The organism is Actinoplanes sp. NPDC051405, assembly GCF_055586185.1.
On sequence record NZ_JBVJIR010000001.1, the window covers coordinates 652,592 to 675,434 of the forward strand.

The following is a 22,843-nucleotide window of genomic DNA, read 5'->3' on the forward strand; positions in this document are numbered from 1 at the left end:
TCGCACTAGTATGGCTCGCTGGTCCTACGTTGGGAGTGCCGGGTGCGTGCGCAGTACGAGGTCATGCGGTTCCCCGCATACAGGTTCGATCCGGCGACGGGGGTCGCGGAGTTCGACTACCTGCTCGACGGCCCGGACCCGCTGGAGTTCACCGAGACCATCACCTTCCCGCTCGGCCCGGGCGAGCCGCCGGCCCACTTCTTCAAGGTGCTCGAGCTGCTGCACGTCGTGGCCGGGGTGAGCTACTACAAGGTCGGCGCGCCGGCCCGGATCGAGGCGCCGGTCGCCGTGCCGGCCGCGGTCACCGAGTTCTTCACAGCCGTCTACACACACGGCCTCGGGGAGTACGCGTACGTCAACAAGCTCCCGCACGTGCTCGAGCTGTCGGTCACCTCGCCGGCTTCCTCGGCTCCCCCACCTTCTCCCGTGGACAACGCCGAGGGCCGGCCACTGTCGGCGGTTGGTGGCGGCAAGGACTCCATCGTCACGCTGGAGATCCTGCGGGCCGCCGGGCTGGACCCGGTGCCGTTCTCGGTCAACCCCAACCCGGTGATCGTCAACGTCAACGCCGCCTCCGGCCTGAGCGCCCTGGCCGCCCGCCGCAAACTCGACCCGCGCCTGTTCGAGCTCAACAAGGCGGGAGCCCTCAACGGCCACATCCCGGTGACCGCGATCAACTCGCTGATCGCGATCGCGACCGCGGCCCTGCACGGCCTGGGCCCGGTGGTGATGTCCAACGAACGCTCGGCCTCCGACCCCAACCTGATCTGGAACGGTCACGAGATCAACCACCAGTGGTCCAAGGGAGTGGTCGCCGAGGGCCTGCTGCGAGCGGCGGTCACGGCACACACCGGCCTGACCGAGCCGTACTTCTCCCTGCTGCGCTCACTGTCGGAGCTGCACATCGCCCAGCTCTTCGCCCGGCACACCGCGTACGACGACGTGGTGACGAGCTGCAACAAGGCGTTCAAGCTGCACGACCCGACGGCCCGCTGGTGCGGCGACTGCCCCAAGTGCCGCTTCGTGGCGCTGGCCATGGCGCCGTCGATGTCCCGGGCCCGGCTGGGGAGGATCTTCGGCCGGGACCTCTTCGCCGAGCCGGCGCAGGTGCCGGGCTACCTGGAACTGCTGGGCATCGACGCACACAAGCCGTTCGAATGCGTCGGCGAGGTGGAGGAATCGCTGGTCGCCCTGACCATGCTGGGCGACGACCCGCAGTGGGCGGACGCACCGGTGATCACGGCGCTGCGGGCGGCGGTGCCGGCGGAGGCGTGGGCGGCTGCTTCACGGGATGAGGTGCTGACGCCGGGCGGGCCGACCTTCGTGCCGCCGGCCTACGCCAAGATCCTGGCTGCCGCCCTCGCCTGACCGGGCCGGTCAGGCGATGACCGCTCGGGCCTGGCCGGCCGCGCCCGCTTCGGCCGCCGGCCACCCGGGCTGCCGGGCCACCCCGGCCGCCGGCCACCCGGGCTGCCGGGCCACCCCGGCCGCCGGCCACCCGGGCCACCCGGGCCACCCGGGCCGCCGGGCCACCCGGCTTGCTTAGGCCGGGGCCGGTCAGTCGGGCTTGTCGTGGTGGATGCGGTCGGGGGCCACGCCCAGCGCCTGCAGGGCCAGGCTCGTCGCGGCCAGCATCAGCGGCGGTCCGGCCAGGTACACCTCGTGGGCGGACCATTCGCCGTAGGCGGCGACCGCGTCGGTGACCAGGCCGCTCGGGTACGGGCCGGCCTCCCCCTCGGAGACCACCGGGATCACGGTGGCCCGCCGGCAGGCCCGGGCGATGTCCGTGATGTCGTCGATGTCGTACAGCTCGCTGAGGTTGCGCACGCCCCAAAAGAGCACCGCCGAGCGCGGATCCCCGGTCGCGGCCAGCTCGGTGAGCAGGGCCTTGAGCGGCACGACCCCGGTGTCCCCGGCGATCATCAGCAGATCCCGGCCGGACTCGGGCAGCCCCATCTCCCCCTCGGCGCGCGCGATCCGCACGGTGTCCCCGATGGCCGTCCGATAGACCAGCTCGCCGCTGATCCCGCTGTGACTCTTGGCCCGTACGTGCAGCTCGACGATGTTGTCCCGGCGCGGGTTCCCGGCCAGCGAGTACGGCCGCCACACGCCGGGCTGGTCCGGCAACTCGATCCGGGCGTACTGACCGGGCCGGTAAGGCATGGGCAAATACGGTCGCAACCACAACACCGCAAGATCATCGCGGCGCCGCTCGTGCCCGACCACAACCGCGGTCCACACGGTCGGCTGATAAGCGGCGGTGGCCATCCCGTGGGCAATCCACTCGTACGCGTGCTCCCACGTCGACCGCCAAGCCTGGTCGAAGTCCTGCCGCCAGCCACCGGCAGCCATCCCCGCGCGCATCGCCTCGGCCAGCGCGGCCCCGGCGAGCTGCAACTGCTGGGGCAGGACGCCACACTCGGCCAGCGAGGCACCGAGCCGGCCACACGCCGCGACCAGCACCGGCGGCTGGTCCAGATGATGCACCAGCCAGGTCAGAGCCTCGGCGAGCTGCGCGACCTGAACGGCCGGCCCGCCGGGCAACTTGGCGAACAACGCCGGCTGGGCCTGCGCGAGAGCAGCCCGCAACCGCTCGGCGACCTCCTCGGGCCCGCCGGCCAGCGAGAGGCTGTTGCCGAGCAGCCGCGCCATCTCCCGCAGGGCAGCGTCATCGGCGGGGTCCATGCCGTCGGCGGGGAGGGCAGGGCGGGTGCCTACGGGCGGGACGATGTCGGGCATGCGTACCGGTCCGAAGGGACCGACGGCCTGAACCGGATCACCGGGCCATTGCGGCCCGGCCGGCCGCGGGCCGCCGATGCCGGGAATGCCACTGATGGGCTCGGTCGACGAGCCGGTGGCCGGGACGAGCGGTACGCCGCCGGCCCAAGGCCCAGCCCCCGGCGGGTACGGGGTGGTGGCCCCGGGACGCAGCCCGCCCCGCACAGGCGGCGTGGCACCGGGCCGAACGGGAACGACAGCGCCGGGAGGAACCGCGGGGACGATGGACGTGCCGGGGGTGGGGTGTTGACCGCTTGCTGGACCTTGACCGCCGCCGGGGCCGGTCGGGGGGACAAGTCCGCCGGGGATGGTGCCGCGGGGCACCAGGCCGTTGCCCCCGGGAATCCCACCACCAGGAACAGCGCCGCCGGGAAGCGTGCCACCGGGGCCCACCCCGCCCGGAACCGCCCCACCCGGAACCGCCCCACCCGGAACCGCCCCGCCCGGAACCGCCCCACCCGGAACCGCCCCGCCCGGCCCCGTCCCACCCGGAACCGCCCCGCCCGGACCCGTCCCGCCAGGAATCGCGCTACCCGGACCCGTCCCGCCAGGAATCGCGCTACCCGGACCCGTCCCGCCAGGAATCACCCCGCCAGGAACCGTCCCAGCCGGGACCGCGCCGCCCGGGACCGCGCCGCCCGGGACCGCGCCGCCCGGGACCGCGCCGCCCGGGACCGCGCCGCCCGGGACCGCGCCGCCCGGGACGGCGCCACCGGGGCCCATTCCACCGGGGCCGGTCCCACCCGGGATCACTCCGCCAGGAACCGCGCTACCCGGACCCGTCCCGCCAGGAATCGCCCCGCCAGGGCCCGTCCCACCCGGGACCGCGCCACCGGGGCCGGTCCCACCCGGCATCACTCCGCCAGGAAGTCCGCTTCCCGGAGCTACGCCTCCGGGGCCGGTCGCGCCGGGGATGGACTCGCCAGCAACAGACGCGCCGGGAACCGGGAATGTGCCGAGGCCTCCCGGGGCCATGCCTGCACCGAAGGCTCGGCCCGCGTTGGAAGCCGTCCCCCACCCGGCACCCGCACCCGTGCCGGAACCAGGACCGGCGCCCGGGGCCGTCCCCGAACCGGAACCCGCACCCGGTCCCCGTCCCGAGCCGGTACCGGCGCCGGGCGTCCCGCCCGAACCGGGCGCTGAGCCCGAACCGGGCGCTGAACCCGAACCGGGCGCTGAGCCCCCGCCGGACGTCGTTCCCAGGCCGGTGCCGGACGTCCCCGGAGTGGATCCCGCACCGCCGCCCGGCGCAGGCGCCGCACCGGGCACCGGAGTCGTGCTGAACGCCGACGGAAGGGCCGGCTTCCCCCCGCGCAGGAATGGGAAGCCGGACCCGGACGGCCCCGTTCCGATCGGATTGGGCAGCACCCGTCCGCCGCTGCCTGCATCGGCATCCGGAAGGAAGTCGTCGGGATCGGGCACGACCGGCGTCGAGCCCGGCCGCATCGGCACACCGCCCGGCACCGGCGTCGTGCCGGGCCGGCCGGGCGCCCACCCGGGCGAGTCGACCCTCCCAGGAGCCACCGGCTCACCGGGGTCACTCCCAGGAAGCGGTACAGACCCACCGGCGTCCGGAACCACATAGCCAGGTCCGGACCCCGTCCCAGGCGTGGGCGCGGAAGGAGTCGGCCCACCCGGCGACGAGGGAACGCTGCCCGGCGAAGAAGGAGCTTGATAGGGCGGCCGCGGCCCACGCGGCATCGGCCCGACACTCGCACGCCAGGCCCGGCTGTCGTTCCCCGCCGTCTCCCGTTCCACGCGCGGCACACCGCCGGCCGAGGCGTCACGCAGAGGATGCGCCGGCGGCAGGTCAGGTGGGCTCGCCGCCGGCAGGCTGGGCAGGTCCGCCGCCGGCAGGCTGGGCAGATCCGCCGCCGGCAAAGCGTGCGAATCCCCCGCAGGCAGCCCGGAGTGATGGCCCTCAGGCCGGCCTGGCGGACGCGCCTCGGACCCGCCGGCTGCGTCCGGCGCGGGCTGCTCACCTTGCCCGCCAAGCGCGAAGTTCCGGCGATCACCGGCCGGACCGGCTTCGTCGCCACCGGCGAAAGAAGACGCGTGAGCGGAAGGAAAGCTCTGACCAGGGGGAGAAATCTGACCGGGAGGAGAAGTCTGCGCGGAAGGCGAGGTCAGGCCGGGAGCAGAGGTCTGGCCGGGCGGAGACGCCGCAGGCCAGTCAGGATGCATCATCCAGTCGGGGTGGACCGGCTCACCCCCGGGCTGCCCGGCCGGAGCTTCCCCGGCCTCCGCACCACCCAGAGCAGCCGTCGCATCAGCCGCTCCCGCGGCAGCCGCGTCCGGTGCGGCGAGCCGGAGCCGGATGGCTCGCAGCAGCGCCAGCATATGAGGGTCGGACCCGGGACCGGACGACACCTGCACACCCCCGACGGCAGAACGACGCGAACAGTACAACCGTACTGCCGCAACGTCCGAGCCGCCGCCGCTACCTGTCGGTGGCGCTCGCCATACGTGCGGTCGCCTCGTTGAGGATATCGGCGTTCGTGCCGAAGTTCAGCCGAACGAAGCCTGCGCCGCGGGCGCCGAAGCGGGTGCCTGGTTCGAGGCCTACCTTGGCGCGGGACAGGAACAACTCCCGGGGTTCGTTGTCGTCGCCCAGGGCTCGGCAGTCCAGCCAGGCCAGGTAGGTCGCTTCCGGCGGGATCCAGTTGATCTTCGGTAGACGGGTGCGGAGTTGCTCACCCAGTTCGGTGCGGCGGGCGGCCAGTTCGGTGAGCACGTTGTCCAGCCAGGCGTCGCCCTCCGTGAAGGCCGCCACCGTGGCCACCACGCCGAAGTGGCCCGTGCGCCAGCGGATGTCCGGTGGGAGGCGCTTGACCAGCGCTGCCATCGCCGGGTCGGCGGTCACGATGGCCGCGCATTTGAGGCCGGTGAGGTTGAAGGCCTTGCTCGCCGACACCAGGCTCACCGTGACCTCCGCCGCGCCGGGGACGGTCAGGGTGGGCGTGAAGTGGGCGCCCGGCAGCACCAGCGGGGAGTGGATCTCGTCGCTGATGATCGTCACGCCGTACAGTTCGGCCAGCCGGACCAGGGCCGCCAGCTCGTCGGGGGTGTGCACGCGGCCGACCGGATTGTGCGGATTGCACAGGATGTAGACCGCGGGGTGGGCGGCGAAGGCCGCCTCCAGGGCCGGCAGGTCGAGGCGGTATTCGGCGGTGAGCGGCACCTCCCGAAGTTGCACACCGGCCTCCGGCGGCCAGTCGAAGAACGGCGGGTAGACCGGCGGGCTGATCACCACGGTGTCCGCCGGGCGGGTGAGCATCCGCAGCAGCTCGACCACGCCGACGCCCACGTCGGTGACCGCGGTGACCGCGGCCGGGTCCACCTCCCACCCCCAGCGCCGGGCCGCGAAGCCGGCGACCGCCTCGCCGAGCTCCGGCTCCGCCGCCGAGTAGCCGGTGTCGGAGGCGTCGACGGCCGCCCGCAGGGCGGCGGTCACGGCCGGGGCCAGCGAGCAGTCCATCTCGGCGACGCCCATGGGCAGAACATCATCGGGGTACGTGCGCCACTTGGCACTGCGGCGCTTACGCAGCGTCTCCAGCGAGTCGACGAACATCCCCCCATCCTGCCGGTACCCGGTCGGTCGTGGGGGGCCCGGCCGCGGCAGGCAGAATGCCGGTTGTGCCAGCACTGAGCATCACCGACCCCGACGACCCGCGGATCGCCGACTACCGGGCGCTGACCGATGTCGAGCTGCGGACCAAGTGGGAGCCGCCGAACGGGCTCTTCATCGCCGAGGGCGAACTGGTGATCCACCGCGCGCTGCGGGCCGGGTACCGGCTGCGTTCCGCCCTGGTCGACGAGAAGCGGGTCGACCAGCTCAGTGACCTGCCCGCCGACGCGCCGCTCTACGCGGCCGCCCCGCACGTGCTGGAGTCGGTCACCGGCTTCCACGTCCACCGCGGCATCCTGGCGTCCTTCCACCGGCGCGAGCTGATCCCGCTGGACCAGCTTCTTGCCGGGGCCCGGCGGCTGGCTGTGCTGGAAGGGCTGAACACCCACACGAATCTCGGCGCGCTCTTCCGCAGTGCGGCGGCGCTCGGCATCGACGCGGTGGTGCTGTCCCCCACCTGCGCCGATCCGCTGTACCGGCGAGCCGTGCGGGTCAGCATGGGCGAGGTCTTCGCCATCCCGTACGCGAAAGCCGACGACTGGCCGCACACCCTCGCCGCGGTCCGGGCCGCCGGGTTCACCCTGCTCGCGATGACCCCGGCGCCCGACGCGGTGGCGCTGCAGCACCTCACCGCCGCTCAGCGGGAACGGCCCGCGTTGCTGCTGGGTGCCGAGGGTCCCGGCCTCACCCGCCAGGCGCTGGAGGCCAGTGACGTCCGCGTCGCCATCCCGATGCACAACAACGTGGACTCGCTGAACGTCGCGACCGCCGCGGCCATCGCCTTCTGGGAGCTCGGCCGCACCGCCGTCGTACCGGATCAGACATCCAGACCTGGTCTTCGCGGCGGCCTCGCCAAGGGCTGATTTCTGATCCAGTGCCAGCGGCTGATCGTGCCGTCACCGCGGCCGGCGAAATGGGGCGCGCGCAGGTGCCGCCGACGGTCAGAATCCCGGCATGACGACAGCAACCGGCGTACGGATCGGCTGGACAGACCTTCCCGGCAGAGTCCGCTCCGCGATCGAAAACCTGCTCGGCTCTCCCGTCGTGGAGGCCGTGTCGCAGCCGGGTGGGTTCTCCCCCGGCACCGCCGACCGGGTACGGACCGCGGCCGGCACCCGGGCCTTCGTCAAAGCGGTCGGCACGGCACAGAATCCCCGCAGCGTCGAGTTCCATCGCCGCGAGGCAGCCATCACGGCACGCCTCCCGGTGGAAGCGGCCGCGCCCCGCCTGCTGGGCACCTACGACGACGGCGAGTGGGTCGCGCTCGTCCTCGAGGACGTGCCCGGGCGGCATCCGCACACCCCGTGGCAGGCCGGCGAACTGGCCACCGTACTGGCCGTGCTGCGGGACCTGGCTCGCCGGCTCACCCCGTCGCCGATCACCGACGTACCCCTGGCCGCCGACGTCCTCGGCTACGACTTCGACGGCTGGCAGCGGATCGCCGCCGACCCGCCGGGCAACCTCGAACCCTGGGCCGAGCAGCACCTCGACCGGCTGTGCGCGCTCGCCGACCGGGCGCGGGCCGCGATTGCCGGGGACGCGCTCGTGCACCTGGACGTGCGGGCCGACAACCTGCTGATCGGCCCGGACGGCCGGATCACGCTGGTCGACTGGCCCTGGGCCTGCCGCGGCGCGGGCTGGGTGGACACGGTGCTGCTGCTGATCAACGTACGGCTCTACGGCGGGCAGCCGGCGGACCGGTTGCTTGCCGAGCACACCCCCGGCGTCGATCCGCGGGACCTGACCGCCGTCCTCGCCGGCATGGCGGGTTTCTTCCTCGACGCCGCCCGTCAGCCGGACCCGCCCGGCCTGCCGACCGTGCGCGACTTCCAGCGGGCCCAGGGTGTGGCGACGCTGGCGTGGGTACGCGAGCGGCTTGACTCACTCGAATAATGGTGCTGATAATGCTAGCACTATGAGATGGCTGATCGATCATTCGTCGCGGGAGCTGCTTCAGCACCAGATCGCCCGATGCGTCCGCCAAGGCGTCGTCTCGGGCGAGCTCAAGGTGGGTGAGCAGCTGCCGCCGGCGGCCGAGCTGGCTTCGGCGCTGTCTGTCGATCGCAACACCGTGCTGACCGCGTACCGGCAGCTGCGGGACGACGGCCTGCTGGAGTTCCGCCGGGGCCGGGGCGCGCGCGTCGCGTCGACCATGACCGAGCCGGCCCCGGTCGCCGAAGCGGCCCAGGAACTGGTGGCCGTGGCCCGCCGGCACGGGCTCGGACGCAGTGACCTGATCCGCCTCATCGAGCAGCTGACGTGACCAACCGAAAGGACGGTGCCCCGTGACGGCATCCGCGATTCCTGGAACGGGCCCGTTCTCCCTCTACACCGGACGGGTCACGAACTGGCCGATGGTGGTGCTGAGCATCGCCCTGGTGGTGCCGCTGCTCGTGCTCGGCAACGGCCCTGTCCTGGTGATCCCGCTGCTCGTCGCGGCCGCCGGTGCGCTGGTCAACCTGCTGACCGCGGGGTCGATCCGGACGGCGGCCGGACCGAACGGCGTCTCTGTCCGGTTCGGGGTGCTCGGCTGGCCGCGCGGCACCTACCGCATCGCGCAGATCGAGCGGGTCGAGGTCGTCGACCTTCCGGTGTGGGCTGTGGGTTACGGCTTCTGGTGGACGCCGAGGCGCACGTCCTGCACGGTTCGGTCCGGGCCGGCCCTGCGGCTGACCCTGCGCACCGGCCGGACTGTCACCATCACGGTGCCGGACGCTCGCGCAGCCGTCGCGGCCATCCATGCAGTGCGGTAGACGGGAACCACAGTCGAGGGTGTGACATGTGCTGCGCCGGGTAATAACCTTCCGCCTGCTCCGGACCCCGGCAGCGCCCATGAGGACGACTGTGGAGCGGGAGCGGCAATGCAGCCCCAAGAGGTTTCCGGCGACGACCGCGCGACGACCGCGACCCCGCGGGCGGCCGCACCGGACCAGTACTGCGGATATTGGGTCGGTCAGACCGTCGTCGTGCTCTCGTTGTTCGCCATTGCCGTGACTGCTTTCGTGCTGATCGGGAATTCCTGGTGGCAGCTGGCCCTGGCGTCCTATTTCGCCCTGTTGTCCACGCGGCTCGCCGTGCTCGGCCACGACGTGGGGCACAGCCGGATCTTCCCGTCCCCCCGGGCCAATTACCTTCTCGGGGTTTCCCTGACCAATGTGGGTGTGGGATTCAGCTTCGATTGGTGGGCCTCGCGGCCCACCCGCCACCACGACGGCCCGGACGACGCGGACGAGGATCCTGACGTCGGGATCCTCGGTCTCGTCTCCGCCGCATGGATTGCTCAGCTCAGCCGGCTGCCCGCCGGTATGCGCCACCACCATCGCGCCTGGACGGCCCTGCCCCTGCTGCTGTTGGAGGCGGCGAAAGCCCACTTCGCCGGCGCCCGCCACCTCGTCAACAGCCATACCCGACAACGGCTGCGCGAGCTGCCCCTGATCGGACTGCATCTCGTCGCATACCTCGGCGGAATCTTCCTCGTGCTGCCCGCCGGAAAGGGCCTCACCTTCATCGCGGTGCACCAGGGACTGTTCGGTCTCTATCTGAGCTGCATGTTCGTGCTCAGCTACCAGAGCACGACCGGCGCGACCCGTGAGCAGGCGTACGGCTCAGGTTGATCGTGGTTTGGCGGTAGCCGTTCCGGGGCAACCCCCGGCCGCGAGTTTCACCCACACGTCAATACGGAATGAATCACCGCGGCACCGATTCAGCGGCTCAGAAAGCGTGACCGGCGCTGACCAGGAAAAAGTGTCCTGAGCGCACCGCGAGTCGGATTCATTCGACGATTATCGTGTGAATTCCTGAGCCCGGGGTACACCACTTTCGCCGGCGGCATTACGCCAAGGGCACCCCCACAGCAATATTGACAGCTTCAGGAGATGGCAAAATGACGACGTCCACTCGCGGGAACAACGACACCAAGAGCGTTGCGCGCACCCGTACGCACGGCGAGGAGACGAAGCCCTCGTTCAAGACCACCGAGCTGATCGTCTACGTGGCCGCCGTGCTGGGCGTTCTGATCGCTTCGTACGTGGTCGGCGACCGCGCCAACAATGACGGCAGCGACATTTTCGCCGCCGACAAGGCGTGGTGGTACATCACTCTGCTCACCATCGGCTACATGGTCAGCCGCGGCCTGGCGAAGGCCGGCAGCCGCAGCAGCGACACCGACCCGCGTACCGACTCGCACAACCACTGAGCTGTCTGATCGACCAGCGGCCCCGGCGGGTCGAGCCAGCCCGAGCGGCATGTGCTCCCGCCGGGGCTTCGCCGGTTCAAGCCCCTGAACCGGACAAGCCCACCTCCGATCGCGAGGACGGCGTCAGCCGGCGTCGATCCGGTGGCGAAGCGTCAGCAGGGCCCGGGTGAGCAGCCTCGAGACGTGCATCTGCGAGATGCCGAGCTGCTCCGCGATCTGCGCCTGCGTCAGGTTTCCGTAGAAACGCAGAGCGACGATCTTTTGATCCCGGGCGTCGAGCGACGCGAGGGCCGGCCCGAGCGCAAGGCGCATGTCGACGAGTTCAAGATCGTGGTCATAGCCACCGAGCGTGTCGCCCAGCTCCCGGTCTCCCTCGGCACCGATCGGAGTGGCGAGGCTGGTGGCGCTGTAGGCCATGGCACCCTCGAGCCCTTCCAACACCGATTCCTCGGTGATCCCGAGGTGGACGGCGATATCCGCCACCGTCGGCGAACGACCCAGGGTGTGGCTGAGCGTGTTGTTGGCCGCCGTGATGGCCGCCCGGAGCTCCTGCAGCCGCCGCGGCACCCGGATGGACCAGGTGCGGTCGCGGAAGTGTCGCTTGATCTCGCCGAGAATGGTGGGAATGGCGAAGCCGACGAATTCGACTCCGCGGTCGGGGTCGAACCGGTCGATCGCCTTGATGAGACCGATCGTCGCCGTCTGCGTCAGATCGTCCTGGGGCTCGCCGCGGCCGTAGTAGCGATGGGCGAGATGCTGCGCCAACGGCAGCCACGCCTCGATGGCGCGCTCGCGGAGACGGGCCTTGGCCCGATCGCCCGTCGGCAGGGCGGCCATGGCCTTCACCAGCTGCACGGCGTCGGTGACGTCCCGCTGGCCGCCCGGGCCGGCCGGGGCCTCGGACATGTCGGTCATCGGGGTGGCGACTGTCACGTTCATGGTCGTCCTTCCACTGATGCTGAAGACCTCATTCACGGCGACTCATTCGTCGTCGAGAGCTGCCCGACGGGCGGCGCCGGTAGACACTCCCCGGACCATACCGCCGATCAATCGACGCAGCAACCGACGCAACTTGTCGAACGCGCCGAGGCGCGGCTGGAGGATCTTGTGCCCTGGCACGACGACGGGGCCTCGCGTACCGTGCGCCTGTGAATCTCACCGCCGTGGCCGACATCGACGCCGGCGCGACTCTCGCTCAAGCGCCCGGCAGCCGATGGACCACCCAGCGATGGTTCGCCTCGGTGCTGCTGGCGATGGTCGTGCTGGTGCTCGCCGGTGCGGTTGTCGGAGCGCAGGCACTGTCGCGCACGGCGACGGTCTCGAACCATCTGAGCGATCGGGTGTCCCCGGCGCGGACCGCGGTGGTGGAGTTCGGCGCGGCGCTGGTCAACCAGGAGATCGGCGTACGGGGCTACCTGTTGAGTGGTCAACGACAATTCCTCGAGCCGTACCAGCAGGGGATCGCCGCCGAGCAGGCGGCCGTCGCCCGGATCCGGCAGCTGTTGAGCACCGAGCCGCTCGCCTTGGCCGGCCTGGCCGATGCTGAGGAGCAGGCCCGCCGGTGGCGCACCACCGTGGCCGACCCGCTGATCGCACGCCATCAGGACGGCGCCGCGCCGGCGCCCATGACAGTCGTGATGCGGAGCAAGACAGCCTTCGACGCGGTACGGGCCAGCGTCGCCGTACTGGACGGTCGCCTCATCGAGATCAGGCAGGACGGGCGGGCGGCACTCGATCAATCCCGACAGGTCCGCAACGGTGTCTTCGTCTTCCTCGCGGCCGTCCTGCTCGCCTTCCTCGTGCTGATCGCCGTCCTGCTGCGCGTGGTGGTGCTCCGGCCGCTGATCCAGCTGAGCAGGGCGGTGCGCCGCGTCGCCGGAGGAGACTTCACTCATGGCCTGACCCCCGCAGGCCCTGCCGACCTGGCCCGGCTCGGTCATGACGTCGAAGCGATGCGGCGGCGCCTGGTCGACGGGCTCGCGACGAGCCAACGCGCCCGGGAGCAGCTGGAACAGCAGCAACGTGAACTACAGAGGTCCAACGCCGACCTGGAACAATTCGCCTACGTCGCCTCGCACGACCTGCAGGAGCCGCTCCGCAAGGTCGCCTCGTTCTGTCAGTTGCTGCAGCGGCGCTACGCCGACGGACTCGACGAGCGGGCGCAGCAGTACATCGGCTTCGCGGTCGACGGCGCCTCGCGGATGCAGACTTTGATCAACGACCTGCTCGCCTTCTCCCGCATCGGCCGGGTGCACAAGGCCATCCAGCCGGTTGATCTGAACCAGACCGTCGCGCAGGCGGAGGAAAGCCTCGCCCTGGCCATCGGCGAGTCCGGCGGCCGGGTCGTCAGGCCCACCCTGCCCACTGTTCCCGGCGACGCCACCCTCCTGACCATGCTCTGGCAGAACCTGATCGGCAACGCGATCAAATTCCGCCGGCCGGGGCAGCCCCCACTGATCCACATCACTGCCGACGTCGACGACGGCGTCTGGACATTCGGCGTCGAGGACAACGGCATCGGGATCGATCCCGAATTCGCCGGCAAGATATTCGTGATCTTCCAGCGGCTGCACCCGCGGGACAGCTACCCGGGCACCGGAATCGGTCTGGCCCTGTGCAAGAAGATCGTCGAGCATCACGGTGGTGAGATCGCCCTGGACGCTTCTTACCAGCGGGGCGCTCGGCTGGTGTTCACCCTGGCCGGCGCCGAGCCGGCCGAGAAGGACGAAACCTCCGCCGAGCCGGCCGGCCGTAGCGGCGATGCGTCTGCTCGTGGATCCCTCACGCTGACCGCCGACGAACAGGCCGGCCGGCATCACCCGAGTGCCGGTCAGTCGACCCGGTAGGTCAGGTGGGTGGCGTGCGGGGAGACCCGGACGTGGATCTGGCGCAAAGTGCGCGGACTGACCCCGGCGTCGAACAGTGGTGTGCCACCGCCGAGCAGCACCGGCGAGAGGTGCAGGCGCAGTTCGTCGACCGCGTCGGCCGCCAGCGCACCCCGGATGACCTGGGCGCCGCCCATGACCACCACGTCGCGTTCCTCGGCCATGGCACGGGCCGTGCTGATCGCGCTGCGGACGCCGTCCACGACGAAGGTGAAGCGGTCGGCCAGCCGTACCGTGTCGGGTGGTCTGCGGGTCACCACCAGGACCGGCGGCGCCGCGGCCAGGCCCGCGCCGTAGCCGACCTCGTCGTTCCACCCGTGTGGGCCGTCGACGATGTCGAACAGGTGGCGGCCCATGACCACCGCGCCGGTCGCGTCGGTGGCCGATGCCAGCACCTCCCGGTCCACCGGGTCGGTGCTGAACGCCCAGGTGTGCAGGCCCTCACCGCCGCGACCCAGACCGCTGTCGGGGCCGGGATCCGGCCCGGTCACATATCCGTCGAGCGACACCGAGATGTCGGCGACCACCTTGCCCATGTGCACTCCCCGGCTCGTCGTTGCTTCGAGCCGAGCATGCCACCCGGGTACGACGGATCAGGCCGGCGGGATGAGCCGGGAGCCGGTCCAGGCCAGACCCATGCCGGCGGCCAGCAGCAGCAACGCGCCCACGGTGGGCAGCGGGCGCATCGCGTGCGACCCGGCACCGATCGACACGGCCGCGAGCATCAGCAGCACGCCGTCGGCCGGGTTGACCAGCTTGGAGCGGAAGACCGCCCAGCCCAGCAGCAGCCAGCCGGTGCCGGTCACGGCTGCCGCGACCAGCGAGGCGGTGTGCACCTGGGCGGCGCTGAGGCCGATGCCGTCCGGGCCGGTGCCGGTCGGCAGCGCGGCCAGCGGCAGCAGCATGATGGAGCCGGCCATGGCGGTGAGCAGCCCGGCGACGGCTGAGCGGCGGGTGCGGGAACCGGCCAGCAGCCCGGCGAGGCCGATCATCGCGATGGCGCAGAACCAGCCGGCGGCCAGCTTCAGCAGCAGCGGTCCGGGCGGGGCGGAGATGCCCAGAGTGGACCAGCCGTAGAGGGCCGCGCCGACCGGCAGGGCCCAGAGCGAGACGCGCGCATAGCGACGCACCGACCAGATCCAGACGGCTTCGCGCACCGGCAGGTGATGCTCCGCGACGGCACCCGGCCCCGCGGCGCCGACCCAGGCCGGCGCCACCCGCAGCGGCCGTCCACTGGCAGTCTGGTTCTGGCTAATGCTCATGGCTCATGGCTCCGCCTCGTGGTGGGCTCACAGCCGAGCGGCCCGGGGGTACCGGTCGGAATCCTCGGTCAGCATGGCAAAACCCCGCGCACAGCGCGGGGTTTTGCGATATTCGCTCCGATCTTGCACCGCCCGGGCGGACGTCAGGCGCGTTCGGGCTCCCCCGCGCCGTTGTAGTCGGCACCGCCGAGCGCCGCCGACGGCGGCACCGTGGACGGGGCCGGCAGACCCCGCGGGCCGCTGTCGCCGGAGACCTGCGCCTCGGCCGCACGGACCTGGGCGTTCACGGCGGCGGCCTCCTTGGCCGCTTCCTCGGCGGCCTCGGCGGCCTCCCGTTCGACCGCGGCGGCGTCGACCTTGCCCGTCGGCAGGTCGCCGACCATGTTGGCCAGTCCGCCCAGCGCGCCGCCCATGCCCTCCAGGGCCCGGGTCAGCTCGGTCGGCACGATCCAGACCTTGTTGGCCGAGCCGTTGGCGATCTGCGGCAGGGCCTGCAGGTACTGGTAGGCCAGCACCTTCTGGCTCGGGTTGGCCTCGTGGATCGCGTGGAACACCGTCCGGATGGCCTTGGCCTGACCCTCGGCGGTCAGGATCCGGGCCTGCCGGTCACCGTCGGCGCGCAGCACCGCGGACTGCTTGTCGCCCTCGGCCGTGAGGATCTGCGACTGCTTGACACCCTCGGCGGTCAGGATCGCGGCGCGGCGGTCCCGCTCGGCGCGCATCTGCTTCTCCATCGAGTCGCGGATGCTCGGCGGCGGCTCGATCGCCTTGATCTCGACCCGGGTGACCTTGACGCCCCACCGGCCGGTGGTCTCGTCGAGCACCCCGGACAGGTGCCGGTTGATCTCCTCGCGGCTGGTCAGTGCCCGCTCCAGGTCGAGCGAGCCGATGACGTTACGCAGGGTGGTGACGGTCAGCTGCTCGATGGCCTGGAGGAAGTTCGCGATCTCGTACGTCGCCCGCACCGGGTCGACGACCTTGAAGTAGAGCACCGTGTCGATCGAGACCACCAGGTTGTCCGAGGTGATCACCGGCTGCGGCGGGAAGCTGACCACGTTCTCCCGCATGTCCACCTTGGTACGGACCGTGTCGACGAACGGCACCAGCAGGTTGAGCCCCGGGGACAGGGTGCGCTTGTACTTACCCAGCCGCTCCACCACGTCGTGCCGCTGCTGCGGGACGATGCGGACCGACCGAACCAGCGTGATCACCGCAAAAAGGGCGATCACGAAGATGAGTACACCGATTACAACTTCCATGGCGTCCTCTTTTCTCTTGTATGTGTGGCGTCTGCTCAGAGATTGGGATGTTCGTCGCGCCACACGATCGCGGTGGCGCCCTTCACTTTGATGACCCGGACCCGGTCGCCGGGCGCGTACTTCTCGTCGCCGTCGAAGGAGCGCGCCGTCCAGAGTTCACCGTCGATCTTCACGAGCCCGTGGTCGGCGGTCACCTCTTCGAGCACCGTCGCCTGCGAGCCCTCGATGGCCTCGATGCCGAACGGCGTGTCGCCCGTCTCGGCGGCCGATTTTGCGTGTCGCATGATGATGGGCCGGATCGCGGCGACGGAGAGACCGGAGACGATGGCGAACACGATGGCCTGCAGCAGCACGGGGGCGCCGAGAGCCGCCGCACCGGCCGCGGCGAGAGCGCCGACGGCGAAGAAGATGATGAGGAAAGTCGCGGTGAAGGCCTCGCCGATCGCGAGGGCGATGGCGAGGACGATCCAGAGAACGCTTTCCATACCCAGATCGTGACACGTCCGCGCTCGCGCGGCGACGTCCCGTCACGTCGGGTTCTTCCGTAGCCAGATCGGCGCCGTTCAGTTAAACCTTGGACCGTTCCCGCCCGAGAGAGGCCCACCGTGTCCCTGCTGCCGGAAACCGGCCGACGCGTCACCGGGATCGTCGCCCGCGCGCAGTCCGCGGGCCGCGCGCCGTCCGTGGCGCTGGCGGTCGTCCGCGACCGCTCGCTGCTGCATTTCACCGGCGCCGGGGAGACCCCGCCGCCCGACCCCAAGACCCAGTACCGGCTCGGCTCGATCACCAAGACGCTGACCGCCACCATGGTGATGCAGCTGCGCGACGAGGGCTTCTTCGCCCTCGACGATCTGCTCTACCGGCACCTGCCGGGCACCTCGGTGGGCGGGCTGACGCTGCGTCAGCTGCTCGGGCACGTCTCCGGCCTGCACCGCGAGCCGGACGGGCCCTGGTGGGAGCGCAACGCCGGCGGCGACGTCGACCAGCTGCTGGCCGAGCTGGCCGACAAGGTCGCCGGGCCGCCGTTCCGGACCTACCACTACTCCAACCTGGCCTACGGGCTGCTCGGTGCGGTGCTGCAGCGCGTCACCGGGGAGTCCTGGACCGACCTGGTCGGCAAGCGGGTGCTCGACCCGCTGGGCATGAAGCGGACCACGTACGCGCCGGTCGAGCCGTACGCCCGCGGTTACGTCGTGCACGAGCTGGACGACAGCCTGCACGAGGAGCCCCGGCTCGACGCGGGCGCGATGGCCCCGGCCGGGCAGCTCTGGTCGACGGTGACCGACATGGCCAAGTGGGCGGCGTTCCTGGCCGATCCCGCGCCGGCCGTGCTGAGCCGGGAGACCGTCGACGAGATGTGCACCCCGGTGGTCATCCAGGACGATGCCTGGACCGCCGGGCACGGCCTGGGCCCGGAGCTGATGCGCGTCGGCGAGCGGGTGTACGTCGGCCACGGCGGCTCGATGCCCGGCTACAACTCCCAGCTGGCCGTGCACCGGCCCAGCCGCACCGGCGTGATCGCCTTCGCCAACTCGTACGGCCTGCGCGGCAGCAGCATCCGGGCGCTGGCCCTGGAGGTGCTGACCACGGTGCTGGACCACGAGCCGGTGCCGGCCGAGCCGTGGCGTCCCGCACCGCCGGCCGACCCCGATGTCGCCCAGCTGTGCGGCCGCTGGTGGTGGATGGGCCGCGAGTACGAGGTCCTCGCCGACGGTCCGGGCCTGCTGATGCGGCAGGTGACCGCGCCGGAGAAGCCACCGTGGCGGTTCGTCCGGGAGTCACGGGACCGCTGGCGGGGCACGGCCGGCATGAACACCGGCGAGGTGCTGACCGTGCTGCGCGGCCCGGACGGCGCGGTCGAGCGGCTCGACATCGCCACCTTCGTGTTCAGCCGCGACCCGATGCACCTGGCGTGAGCAGGGCGTTGAGCGTCCCGTAGTCGGCCGCGCCGGCCAGCTCGCCGTAGCCGCCGTCGCCCAGGGCCGCCGCCGCGACCCGGGCGACCAGCCCGTACGCGGCCTGGGCGACGGACGAGCCCAGGCTGATCCGGGCCACCCCCAGCGCGGCCAGCTCGGCCGGGCCGGGCGCGCCGGGTCCGGCCATCACGTTGACCGGGGCGTCGATCCGGTCGACCAGGGCGGCGACGGTCGCCGGATCGGTCACCCCGGGCACGAAGATGCCGTCCGCGCCCGCCGCCAGGTACGCCGTGGCCCGCTCGATCGTTTCGTCGAGCCCGCCCACGCCGGCCAGGAACGTGTCGATGCGCGCGTTCAGGAACAGCTCCGGCGCGGCGGCCCGGGCGGCGGCGATCCGGTCCGGCTCGGCGGTGGCGCCGTCCTCGATGTTGACGCCCACGGCCCCCGCGGCGTGGACCCGCCGGACCGTTTCCGCCACGTCGCCGTACCCCTTCTCGATGTCGGCGGTCACCGGCACCGACACCACCGCGGCGATCCGCGCGACCGCCGCGACGGCGGCGGACGCGTCCAGGGCACCGCCGTCCGGCGCGCCCAGGCTCCAGGCCACTCCGGCGCTGGTGGTGGCCACGGCGGCCGCACCGGCGGCCTCGACCAGGCGGGCGCTCGCGGCGTCCCAGGCGTTCACGAGGATCAGCGGTTTGCCGGGCACGTGCAGGTCACGGAAGTCGGTCATGCGGCCAGTGTCGGTGCGCCCGGCCGGTCGCGATAATGATTCAGCTGGAGCTGAAACGTCGGGGGTCCGCATGGTGGCGATCGGGCTGTCGGCCGGTGCCGTGGCACGCATCCGCTTCGCCGTGTCCTGCCTCTGGGAGGTCGTCGCGGCGGTCCGGGTGCTGCGCGATCCGGGCAGCCACGCGGTCCACCTGCCCTGGGTGCGCCGGGTCGCTGTGCCGCGCGACACGCTGCTCTGGGAACTGGTGCCGCGCGAACCGGCGTACCTCCCGGATTTTCTGACGCCCCCGCCGGCGGGCCTGACCCCCGAGCTCGGCGCGGAGCTCGCCCGGCTGCGGGCGACACCCGCCGCGGTGGTCCGCGAGCACCTCGATCTGTACGGCCACCGCCCGCCCGCCGTGCGCGAGCTGTACGCCGACCCCGCCACCGGCCTGGCCCGCCTGTGCACCGAGATCGAGGCGTTCTGGCACACCGCCGTCGCGCCCGACTGGCCGCGGATCCAGCTGCTGCTGGACGCCGAGATCTTCGCCCGTGCGCGGGCCCTGGCCGAGGACGGCGCCGCCGGTCTGCTCAACGACCTGCACGAGCGGGTCCGCTGGGAGGCGGGCACGCTGTCGATCAGCCAGCGCTACTGCACCGCCGAGGACGTCAGTGACGGGACCGGCCTGGTCCTGGTGCCGTCGGTGTTCGTCTGGCCGGCGGTGCTGAGCATCTTCGCCGGTGACGTGCCGCAACTGGCCTATCCGGCCCGGGGCGTGGCCACGCTGTGGGAGCCGCGGCGGGAGAGCACGGACGCGCTGGGCGCGGTGCTGGGCCGCGGCCGCACGCGGCTGCTGATCGAGCTGGACGCGCCCAGCTCCACCACCGAACTGGCCCGGCGCACCGGCATGACCGCCGGCGGCGTCTCCCAGCACCTGAGCGTGCTGCGGGCGGCCGGGCTGGTCGCCGCGCACCGGCAGGGCCGCAGCGTGCTCAACGTCCGGACGGCGCTGGCCGAGGCACTGCTCAGCTCGGCTCGGTGACGAAGTCGATGAGCCGTTCCATGGCGTTGATCAGTGGCGTCTCGACATCCTTGTAGCTGTTCACGCTGCCGAGGATGCGCCGCCACATCTCGTACGGCTCGGCGATGCCGACGGCCCGGCAGACGCCCTCCTTCCACGGCTGCCCGGGCGGGATCACCGGCCACGCCTTCAGCCCGACCCGCTCCGGCTTCACCGCCTGCCACACGTCGATGTACGGGTGCCCGGTGATCAGCACGTTCGGGTCCGTGACCGCGGCCACGATCCGGCTCTCCTTGGACCCGGCGACGAGGTGGTCGACCAGCACGCCGACCCGGCGACCGCGGGCCGGCCGGAAGTCACGGACCGCGCCGGCCAGGTCGTCGATGCCGTCCAGCGGCTCCACCACCACGCCCTCGATGCGCAGGTCGTCGCCCCAGATCCGCTCGACCAGGGCGGCGTCGTGCACGCCCTCGACCCAGATCCGGCTGGCCTTGGCGACCTGGGCGCGTACCCCCGCGACCGCGACCGACCCGGAGGCGGTCCGCTGCCGGGCCGGGGCAGCCGGCCGGGCCGTCGGCCGGCGCAGGGTCACCACCTGGCCCTCCAGCAGGAACGCGGCCGGCTCCAGCGGAAAATTGCGACGCTTGCCACGCCGGTCCTCCAGCACGACCGCACCGAGCTCGAAGCCGACGACCGCGCCGCAGAAACCCGAATCCACGTCCTCGACCACCAGGTCAGGCTCGGCGTCCACCTCGGGTATCACCTTGCGGCGCCGCCAGTTCCCCGAGAGCACATCCTCCCCATACATGTCGAGCACGTTAAACCCTCCGCACGGACACGCCGCTTCCGACGCTCCGACCGAGACAAGCCAGGCGGACGGCACGTACCCTTGCTCGCATGTCCCCCGCAGCAGATGCGGCGACACTCACGGCACGCCGGTCCACCCGGTTCGTGGCGTGGGTACGCGCCTGGCGGGCCGGCCTCGTCCCGTTCGACGAGCTGGCCGACGAGATCGCCGGCGACGAGGAGCACCTCGTCGCCGATGCCCCCGGCACGTGGACCGACGTGCCGCTGAGCAGTGCGCTGCCCGCGTTCGCCAAGCTGCACCCCGACGACATCCGGCTGGTGCTGCCGGCCCCCGGCGACCCGCGCGGCCTGCCCGGCCCGGGCGAGCTCACCGGCGCGGCGCTGCTGGCCGGCGAGGCCGTGGTGACGCCGTCGTTCGGGGTCGTGCCCGAGCTGCGCCGGCACACGTCCGGCTCGGGCGTGGAGTTCGAGACCGTGCTGTGGCGCTTCTACCCGGTGCCGGCGTTCAAGCCGACGTTCCAGATGGGCTCGGCCGAGGCGGAGATCGAGCTGACCACGGCCCTGACCGAGGCCACCACCCAGCTGACCCGCCTGGACGTCGCCCAGTGGCGCCCCGAGCTGGCCGGTGCGCTCCAGGCGTTGCGCCGCCCGGAGAGCACCGCGACGCTGCCGCCGGGCTTCGACCCGCGCTCGCGCCGGCTGTTCGCCCGGGCCAGCATCCTCGACCAGGTCCTGGTGCTGGCCGAGCACAACGCCCCCGGCGGCGCGGTGAACGGCTACGAGGCGCAGCAGCGCGACGCGGCGCTGCGCCCGCTGACCACGGCCTGCCGGCAGGCGCTGGTCGCGGCCTGCAACGCCCCGCTGCATGCCTGACAGATACGCGCACTGCACCTTCTGCGGCGCGCGCTTCGTGCCCGATCAGCCCTGGCCGCGCCGCTGCGGCGCCTGCGGCGAGACCAGCTACCTGAATCCGAAACCGGTCGCCGTCGCGGTGCAGCCGGTCGGCGGCGGCCTGCTGGTCGTGCGCCGGGGCATCCCGCCGGCCCGCGACACCCTGGCCCTGCCGGGCGGCTTCATCGAGACGGGCGAGACCTGGCAGCAGGCGGCGTCGCGCGAGCTGCGCGAGGAGGTCGGCCTGCGGACCGACCCCGAGACGGTACGCCTGTACGACACGATCAGCGCCCCGGACGGCACCCTGTTGATCTTCGGCCTGCTCCCGGCGCTGTCCTCGGAGGACGAACTGCCGCCCGTGGTGCCCAACGAGGAAGCTCTGGGCCGGGAAGTGCTGCACGGTCCGCAGGCGCTGGGCTTCGAGCTGCACACGCGGGTCGCGAACCACTACTTCGCCCAGGTCGCCGCGGGCATGTAGCCGCCGGGCTCAGTCCAGCGCGAAGGTGCCCTTCGTCTCGAACGCCGCCAGGTCCTCCAGGGCCCGCATCACCAGGCCGCCCGAGCCCTCCGGCAGCGCGTCCGGGGCGAACCAGCCCGCGTCCACGCTCTCGTCCGTCACCCGTTCCAGCTCGCCGTCGTAGCCGTCGACCCGGCACATCAGGGAGATGTACTGGTAGCTGTGCCCGTACGGGTTCGGGTACCAGTCGCGGGCCCGGGTGTAGAGGCCGAACGGGGTGACGTCGCGCGCCACCAGGCCGGCTTCCTCGCGTACCTCCCGGATCGCGCACTCGCGCAAGGTCTCGCCCAGCTCCATCGTGCCGCCGGGCAGCGCCCAGGTCCGGTCGTCGGAGCGCTGGATCAGCAGGATCCGGCCGTCCGGGTCACGGACGACGCCGTGCGCGCCGATCGAGATCAGCACGCGCTCGTCGCCGGCGAGGGTACGCAGGCCGCCGATGTACGACTCTTCCCAGGACAGTCCCACTGTCGTCACTCCAGGGTGAAGGTGCCCGCGGTCTCGAACGCCGCGAGGTCGGTCAGGGTACGCCGGACACCCTCACGCAGCGGCTCGGGCAGGGCGCCGGGCGGGAACCAGCCGGCGTCGGTGGTCTCGTCCGTGGCCCGCACCAGCTCCCCCTCGTACGCGTCGATCCGCGCCGTCATGGTGATGTGCTGGTACGTGTGCCCGTACATGTCGGGGCCCCGCTCCGGCGACCGGGTGTAGACCGCGAACGGGGTGAGCTCGCGGACCTCCAGGCCGGTCTCCTCCCGTACCTCACGCACCGCGCAGTCGCGCAGCGACTCGCCGAGCTCCATCATCCCGGCGGGCAGCGCCCAGGTCCCGTTGTCGGAGCGACGGACCAGCAGCACCCGGCCGGTGTCGTCGCGCAGCACGCAGCGGGAGCCGACGCTGATCAGGGTGCGGCCGTTGCCGGCCAGGGCCCGCAGCTGCCCGAAGTAGGACTCGTCCCAAGACAGTGCCATGCGACCA

Annotated in this window: 23 protein-coding genes; 12 read left to right on the forward strand and 11 right to left on the reverse strand. The window is 72.0% G+C overall.

What is annotated here, in order from left to right:
• The first annotated feature begins 42 nt into the window (after positions 1–42).
• Entirely contained in the window at positions 43–1,368 is a 1,326-nt protein-coding gene (locus ACZ6S4_RS02975; RefSeq protein ID WP_465473263.1) for a MurL-like N-terminal domain-containing, read from the forward strand.
• Between the two features lie 189 nt (positions 1,369–1,557).
• On the opposite strand, the gene ACZ6S4_RS02980 is transcribed toward ACZ6S4_RS02975, so the two are convergent.
• Together ACZ6S4_RS02980 and ACZ6S4_RS02985 are read right to left on the reverse strand one after the other, a co-directional pair.
• Positions 1,558–2,739, reverse strand: a complete 1,182-nt coding sequence (locus ACZ6S4_RS02980) for a globin (RefSeq protein WP_465473264.1) — start codon at positions 2,737–2,739, stop codon at positions 1,558–1,560.
• A 2,479-nt stretch (positions 2,740–5,218) separates the two neighbouring features.
• A complete protein-coding gene (locus ACZ6S4_RS02985) occupies positions 5,219–6,349 on the reverse strand; it encodes a MalY/PatB family protein (RefSeq protein WP_465473265.1) in 1,131 nt (376 codons plus the stop codon).
• A gap of 56 nt (positions 6,350–6,405) precedes the next feature.
• On the opposite strand from ACZ6S4_RS02985, the gene ACZ6S4_RS02990 reads away from it, so the two are divergent.
• From ACZ6S4_RS02990 to ACZ6S4_RS03015, 6 genes are all read left to right on the forward strand, one after another.
• Positions 6,406–7,269 (forward strand): TrmH family RNA methyltransferase, encoded by an 864-nt coding sequence (locus tag ACZ6S4_RS02990; RefSeq protein WP_465473266.1) that lies wholly within the window; start codon positions 6,406–6,408, stop codon positions 7,267–7,269.
• A gap of 91 nt (positions 7,270–7,360) precedes the next feature.
• Positions 7,361–8,299, forward strand: coding sequence for a phosphotransferase (locus tag ACZ6S4_RS02995; RefSeq protein ID WP_465473267.1), 939 nt, complete (start codon positions 7,361–7,363; stop codon positions 8,297–8,299).
• Between the two features lie 22 nt (positions 8,300–8,321).
• Positions 8,322–8,669: a GntR family transcriptional regulator gene (locus tag ACZ6S4_RS03000; protein ID WP_465473268.1), complete on the forward strand. Its 348-nt coding sequence runs from the start codon at positions 8,322–8,324 to the stop codon at positions 8,667–8,669.
• A 22-nt stretch (positions 8,670–8,691) separates the two neighbouring features.
• Positions 8,692–9,159 carry a hypothetical protein gene (locus tag ACZ6S4_RS03005; protein WP_465473269.1) on the forward strand — a complete coding sequence of 156 codons (468 nt, stop codon included), beginning with the start codon at positions 8,692–8,694 and terminating at the stop codon, positions 9,157–9,159.
• Positions 9,160–9,267: 108 nt separating this feature from the next.
• Positions 9,268–10,020, forward strand: a complete 753-nt coding sequence (locus ACZ6S4_RS03010) for a fatty acid desaturase family protein (protein WP_465473270.1) — start codon at positions 9,268–9,270, stop codon at positions 10,018–10,020.
• A 269-nt stretch (positions 10,021–10,289) separates the two neighbouring features.
• Complete coding sequence (locus ACZ6S4_RS03015; protein WP_465473271.1) at positions 10,290–10,601, forward strand: hypothetical protein; 312 nt, start codon at positions 10,290–10,292, stop codon at positions 10,599–10,601.
• 123 nt (positions 10,602–10,724) lie between these two features.
• Here ACZ6S4_RS03015 and ACZ6S4_RS03020 read toward each other — a convergent pair whose 3' ends face one another.
• Positions 10,725–11,516, reverse strand: a complete 792-nt coding sequence (locus ACZ6S4_RS03020) for a SigB/SigF/SigG family RNA polymerase sigma factor (RefSeq protein WP_465473488.1) — start codon at positions 11,514–11,516, stop codon at positions 10,725–10,727.
• Positions 11,517–11,749: 233 nt separating this feature from the next.
• On the opposite strand from ACZ6S4_RS03020, the gene ACZ6S4_RS03025 reads away from it, so the two are divergent.
• On the forward strand, positions 11,750–13,447 hold the full coding sequence (locus ACZ6S4_RS03025) for a sensor histidine kinase (RefSeq protein WP_465473272.1): 1,698 nt from the start codon (positions 11,750–11,752) through the stop codon (positions 13,445–13,447).
• Here ACZ6S4_RS03025 and ACZ6S4_RS03030 read toward each other — a convergent pair.
• The 4 genes from ACZ6S4_RS03030 to ACZ6S4_RS03045 all read right to left on the reverse strand — a co-directional run bounded on the left by ACZ6S4_RS03030 (position 13,432) and on the right by ACZ6S4_RS03045 (position 16,492).
• Positions 13,432–14,022 carry a dihydrofolate reductase family protein gene (locus tag ACZ6S4_RS03030; RefSeq protein ID WP_465473273.1) on the reverse strand — a complete coding sequence of 197 codons (591 nt, stop codon included), beginning with the start codon at positions 14,020–14,022 and terminating at the stop codon, positions 13,432–13,434. The genes ACZ6S4_RS03025 and ACZ6S4_RS03030 overlap by 16 nt on opposite strands.
• Positions 14,023–14,079: 57 nt before the next feature.
• Positions 14,080–14,748 carry a hypothetical protein gene (locus ACZ6S4_RS03035; protein ID WP_465473274.1) on the reverse strand — a complete coding sequence of 223 codons (669 nt, stop codon included), beginning with the start codon at positions 14,746–14,748 and terminating at the stop codon, positions 14,080–14,082.
• Positions 14,749–14,891: 143 nt separating this feature from the next.
• Entirely contained in the window at positions 14,892–16,007 is a 1,116-nt protein-coding gene (locus tag ACZ6S4_RS03040; RefSeq protein WP_465473275.1) for an SPFH domain-containing protein, read from the reverse strand.
• Between the two features lie 35 nt (positions 16,008–16,042).
• Positions 16,043–16,492, reverse strand: coding sequence for an NfeD family protein (locus ACZ6S4_RS03045; protein ID WP_433727044.1), 450 nt, complete (start codon positions 16,490–16,492; stop codon positions 16,043–16,045).
• Positions 16,493–16,612: 120 nt separating this feature from the next.
• Between ACZ6S4_RS03045 and ACZ6S4_RS03050 the strand changes: the two genes are divergently transcribed.
• Complete coding sequence (locus ACZ6S4_RS03050) at positions 16,613–17,923, forward strand: serine hydrolase domain-containing protein (RefSeq protein WP_465473276.1); 1,311 nt, start codon at positions 16,613–16,615, stop codon at positions 17,921–17,923.
• Here the strand turns inward: ACZ6S4_RS03050 and ACZ6S4_RS03055 are convergent.
• Positions 17,895–18,656, reverse strand: a complete 762-nt coding sequence (locus ACZ6S4_RS03055) for an isocitrate lyase/PEP mutase family protein (protein ID WP_465473277.1) — start codon at positions 18,654–18,656, stop codon at positions 17,895–17,897. The two genes, ACZ6S4_RS03050 and ACZ6S4_RS03055, sit on opposite strands and share 29 nt — an antisense overlap.
• 70 nt (positions 18,657–18,726) lie before the next feature.
• On the opposite strand from ACZ6S4_RS03055, the gene ACZ6S4_RS03060 reads away from it, so the two are divergent.
• Positions 18,727–19,677 carry an ArsR/SmtB family transcription factor gene (locus ACZ6S4_RS03060; RefSeq protein ID WP_465473278.1) on the forward strand — a complete coding sequence of 317 codons (951 nt, stop codon included), beginning with the start codon at positions 18,727–18,729 and terminating at the stop codon, positions 19,675–19,677.
• On the opposite strand, the gene ACZ6S4_RS03065 is transcribed toward ACZ6S4_RS03060, so the two are convergent.
• Entirely contained in the window at positions 19,661–20,464 is an 804-nt protein-coding gene (locus ACZ6S4_RS03065) for a DUF3097 domain-containing protein (RefSeq protein WP_465473279.1), read from the reverse strand. The two genes, ACZ6S4_RS03060 and ACZ6S4_RS03065, sit on opposite strands and share 17 nt — an antisense overlap.
• A gap of 89 nt (positions 20,465–20,553) precedes the next feature.
• On the opposite strand from ACZ6S4_RS03065, the gene ACZ6S4_RS03070 reads away from it, so the two are divergent.
• Positions 20,554–21,336 (forward strand): hypothetical protein, encoded by a 783-nt coding sequence (locus ACZ6S4_RS03070; protein WP_212992984.1) that lies wholly within the window; start codon positions 20,554–20,556, stop codon positions 21,334–21,336.
• Positions 21,329–21,832, forward strand: a complete 504-nt coding sequence (locus ACZ6S4_RS03075) for an NUDIX domain-containing protein (protein WP_465473280.1) — start codon at positions 21,329–21,331, stop codon at positions 21,830–21,832. Before ACZ6S4_RS03070 ends, ACZ6S4_RS03075 begins: the two co-directional genes overlap by 8 nt.
• Before the next feature lie 9 nt (positions 21,833–21,841).
• Here the strand turns inward: ACZ6S4_RS03075 and ACZ6S4_RS03080 are convergent, their stop codons facing one another.
• On the reverse strand, positions 21,842–22,336 hold the full coding sequence (locus ACZ6S4_RS03080; RefSeq protein ID WP_465473489.1) for an NUDIX domain-containing protein: 495 nt from the start codon (positions 22,334–22,336) through the stop codon (positions 21,842–21,844).
• 5 nt (positions 22,337–22,341) lie between these two features.
• Positions 22,342–22,836, reverse strand: a complete 495-nt coding sequence (locus ACZ6S4_RS03085; protein WP_465473281.1) for an NUDIX domain-containing protein — start codon at positions 22,834–22,836, stop codon at positions 22,342–22,344.
• Positions 22,837–22,843: the final 7 nt, after the last annotated feature.